The sequence below is a fragment of the Cupriavidus sp. GW822-FHT02D05 genome, assembly GCF_058802485.1.
This window is the reverse complement of record NZ_JBXAOE010000071.1, coordinates 1-3,547: the sequence shown is the minus strand read 5'-3', so window position 1 is coordinate 3,547 and position 3,547 is coordinate 1. Positions and strand designations below refer to the sequence as shown.

3 protein-coding genes, 1 tRNA gene and 1 pseudogene are annotated in these 3,547 nt (G+C 64.3%); all 5 read left to right on the top strand.

Translation table 11 applies throughout. The annotated features are described in order from the left end of the window. Positions 1-159: 159 nt before the first annotated feature. Positions 160-1,200: a phosphate acetyltransferase gene (gene pta, locus AC1RQK_RS40340; RefSeq protein ID WP_492815239.1), complete on the top strand. Its 1,041-nt coding sequence runs from the start codon at positions 160-162 to the stop codon at positions 1,198-1,200. After that, on the top strand, positions 1,197-1,958 hold the full coding sequence (locus AC1RQK_RS40335) for a sulfite exporter TauE/SafE family protein (RefSeq protein ID WP_492815237.1): 762 nt from the start codon (positions 1,197-1,199) through the stop codon (positions 1,956-1,958). Before pta ends, AC1RQK_RS40335 begins: the two co-directional genes overlap by 4 nt. An 85-nt stretch (positions 1,959-2,043) precedes the next feature. Beyond that, a tRNA-Arg gene (locus AC1RQK_RS40330) sits at positions 2,044-2,120 on the top strand. Between the two features lie 289 nt (positions 2,121-2,409). After that, a complete protein-coding gene (locus AC1RQK_RS40325) occupies positions 2,410-3,291 on the top strand; it encodes a LysR substrate-binding domain-containing protein (protein ID WP_416050723.1) in 882 nt (293 codons plus the stop codon). Positions 3,292-3,470: 179 nt separating this feature from the next. Continuing rightward, positions 3,471-3,547: pseudogene (locus AC1RQK_RS40320) on the top strand (short-chain dehydrogenase); the annotation flags it as partial.

The following is a 3,547-nucleotide window of genomic DNA, read 5'->3' as shown; positions in this document are numbered from 1 at the left end:
CTCGGCGACCCGTTCCGCCGCGACGCGCTGGCCAAGCCCGTGCGCATGCTCGACAAGTACAAGGACTACGTTTGAGCCAGTGAGTTAGCGGGCGCTTGGCCGGTGGCCTGAGGCAGCGCCCGCTGCTTCCGGCCATTTTCCATTCTGAGCGACCCCATCATGAAAGCGATCAACCGCATCATCGAGCGCGCCCGCGCCGAACCCAGGCGCATCGTGCTGTGCGAGGCCGAAGACCCGCGCATCCTGCACGCCGCGCAACGCGCGGCCCATGAGGGCATCGCGCGCATCGTGCTGGTGGGCGACGCGGCGCGCATCCGCCAGGCGGCCGCCAGCGAGGACATCGACCTGGCCGGCATGGACGTGATCGACCCCGCCACCTCCGCGCTCACGCCGTCCCTCGCGCAGAAGCTGTTCGCCCTGCGCGCGAAAAAAGGCATGACGCTGGAAGACGCCAGGCGCGAAGTGCTCAAGCCCCTGTGCTTCGCCAACCTGATGGTGCGCCTGGGCCATGCGGACGGCTCGGTGGCCGGCGCGGTGCACACCACCGCCGACGTGGTGCGCACCGCCATCCAGGTCATCGGCATTCACCCGGCGTTCAAGCTGGTATCGAGCTTCTTCCTGATGATGTTGTGCGAGCCGTTCCATGCATTGAAGGGCGGGCTGATTTTCTCCGATTGCGGGCTGGTGGTGGATCCCGACGCCTTTGAGCTGGCCGAGATCGCCATGGCCGCGGCCGACAGCGCGCAAAACCTGCTGATGGATGCCCCGCGCGTCGCCATGCTGTCGTTCTCCACCAGCGGCAGCGCCCGGCATGCCGCGGTCGATAAAGTGGTGCAAGCCACGCGCCTGGTGCAGGCGCAGCGCCCGGCGCTGGCCATCGATGGCGACGTGCAGCTCGATGCCGCCATCGTTGCCGAGATCGCCAGGAAGAAGATCGAGCACTCCAAGGTGGAAGGCCGCGCCAATGTGCTGGTCTTTCCCAGCCTGGAGGCCGGCAATATCGGCTACAAGCTGGCCGAGCGCGTGGGCGGCGCCAAGGCAATCGGGCCCTTGCTGCAGGGGCTGCAAAAACCAGCCAACGATCTGTCGCGCGGCTGCAGCGCCGACGACGTGTTTTACGTGATCGCCGTCACCGCCGTGCAGGCGCAAGCCGCCGCGCAAGCCCAGCCGGAAGCCCCGATGGCCGCATGCCAGCCATGAGCACGGACCACCTGCTGCCGCTGCTCGCGCTGATGGGCGCGGCAAGCTACTTCCAGACGGTGACCGGCTTTGGCCTGGGCATGATCGTGATGGGCGCGACCAGCGGGATGGACCTCGCGCCGGTCGCGACCGTTGCCACGCTGGTGAGCCTGGTGACGCTGGCCAACAGCGCCGTGGCGCTGCCCGGCAAGCTGCATCACATCGACTGGCGCGCGGTGGGCGCGGCCACGCTCGGCATCCTGCCCTCCGTGGTGGCCGGCGTGCTGATCCTCGACTACCTGAGCAGCGCCGCCGCCGGCATCCTGCAATGGCTGCTGGGCGCGGTGGTGCTGTACGGCGGCGTTAGCGCCGCGCTGCGCCCTGCGCCGCTGCCGCGGCGCTCGGGCAACCGCAGCTTCTTTGTCAGCGGCATCTTTGGCGGCTTGCTCAGCGGCATGTTTGGCGTATCCGGGCCACCGCTGATCTTCCAGTTCTATCGCCAGCCGCTGTCGCTGGTGGAGATCCGCTGCGCGCTGATTCTTGTGTTCACCGCGACCTCCGTGACACGCACCTTGTTCAGTGCGTGGCAAGGGCAGCTCAGTGCCGACATCTGGATACAGGCAGCACTTGCCGTGCCGGTTGTGGCATTGACCACGATGGCAGCCCGGCGCTTTCCGCCACCGCTTTCGGCGGTGGCAACGCGGCGGATTGCGTTTGGGGTGCTGGTGGTGATCGGGGGGTACTTGATGCTGCCGGGGCTGGTTGACCTGGTGACTTAGCCCGCCAGTCAGGGACCGCCCCCAACTTTTATCGGCGTACCCCCTTGTATTTTCCGCCAGGTGCGATATAGTCCTGCCCTCGCGTGCGGCTGTAGCTCAGTTGGATAGAGTACTTGGCTACGAACCAAGGGGTCGTGGGTTCGAATCCTGCCAGCCGCACCACCTGACACGAGTAGCAAACCAACGGCTTAGAGAACTTTGATCTCTAAGCCGTTTTTGCGTTTTGCCTGGCGCATCACGCACCGCCCGTAACACCGGCTCTGAACCGTCCCCCCGGTGCCGGCTGCCAAATTGACGCTGGAATTGGGCCCCGCTTACACTACGTCATCGATACCAGCATCGGCACCCGCTTGCCGGTCGGGACAGCGCAGATGACACCACACCAGCTTCGGTACTTCACCGCCTGCCACCCCGGCCCATTCGTACTGCTGCCGTTGCCCGAGAGCCGAACATGCGCATTCCGCCGCTGAAGTCGATCATCGCGTTCGAGAGCGTCGCGAGAACGAAGAGCGTGAGCCGCGCATCCGAGGAACTGGGCCTGACCGCGTCAGCGGTGAGCCATCAGATTGCCAACCTCGAAACCATCATCGGCCAGCCGCTATTCTTCCGGCAGGGGCGAGGACTGACGCTGACGCCAGTCGGAGAGCAATACCTGCGCGACGTCACAGGTTCGCTTGCGGAACTGAACCGCGCCACCGAGCGCGCGTCGAGCCAGGCGGAAGTCGACATACTCAGGGTGCATTCGAGCCCGAGCTTCGGCCTGATGTGGTTGCTGCCGCGACTGAAGTCGTTCCAGGCCGACAACGGCGACATCCAGCTGAATATCGCCTGCTCCTACGAGGATGTCTCATTCACAAGCGGCTACTACGACGTCGATATCCGCTATGGCTATGCGCACTGGCGGGACTTGCAGGTCAAGACATTGCGCAACGAATTCATCGCGCCCCTGGCCTCCCCCGAGTATCTTGCCAAACACCCCATACGCACGCCGGCTGACCTGCTGGGCCAGCGCCTGGTCTTCTCAGAGACGCCACTTGTCCAATGGCAGCAATGGTTTGCCAGGTTTGGTGTGTCCGGCGGCGAGCACCAGGCGTTCGACTTTTCCTTTGACCGCTCTTACATGTCGCTGGAGACCGCGGCACTGGGCATTGGCGTGGCGCTGGAAAGCATGCTGCTCGCGTCGGTCCATATCGGCAAGGGAACGCTGGTGCCGGTCTTTGACCAGACGTATGCCGTTGAGGTGGGGGGCCATCACATCGTCTGCCCATCGCAGAACGCGGATCTGCCCCGGGTACAGCGCTTTCTCGACTGGATCGACCGGGAATTGAAGTAGCCCAGCCGCGTCATAGGTAGTCGGCAGTCTTTTTTATTGTGCAACGCACAATATCCTCATCTCCCGGAATCCAATCCCTCAACTGAAAATTTCTCAGCAATAGCTGAGACGGACTGCATTGATCGGCGCTGCCCGAGGCACGACACTCGAATCATCATTTCAACAGCCAGGAGACAAAGATGATGCTCGAGAACAAGGTTGTGATCGTAACCGGCGCCGCCTCCCCCCGCGGCATCGGCAGGGCAACGGCAAGCGC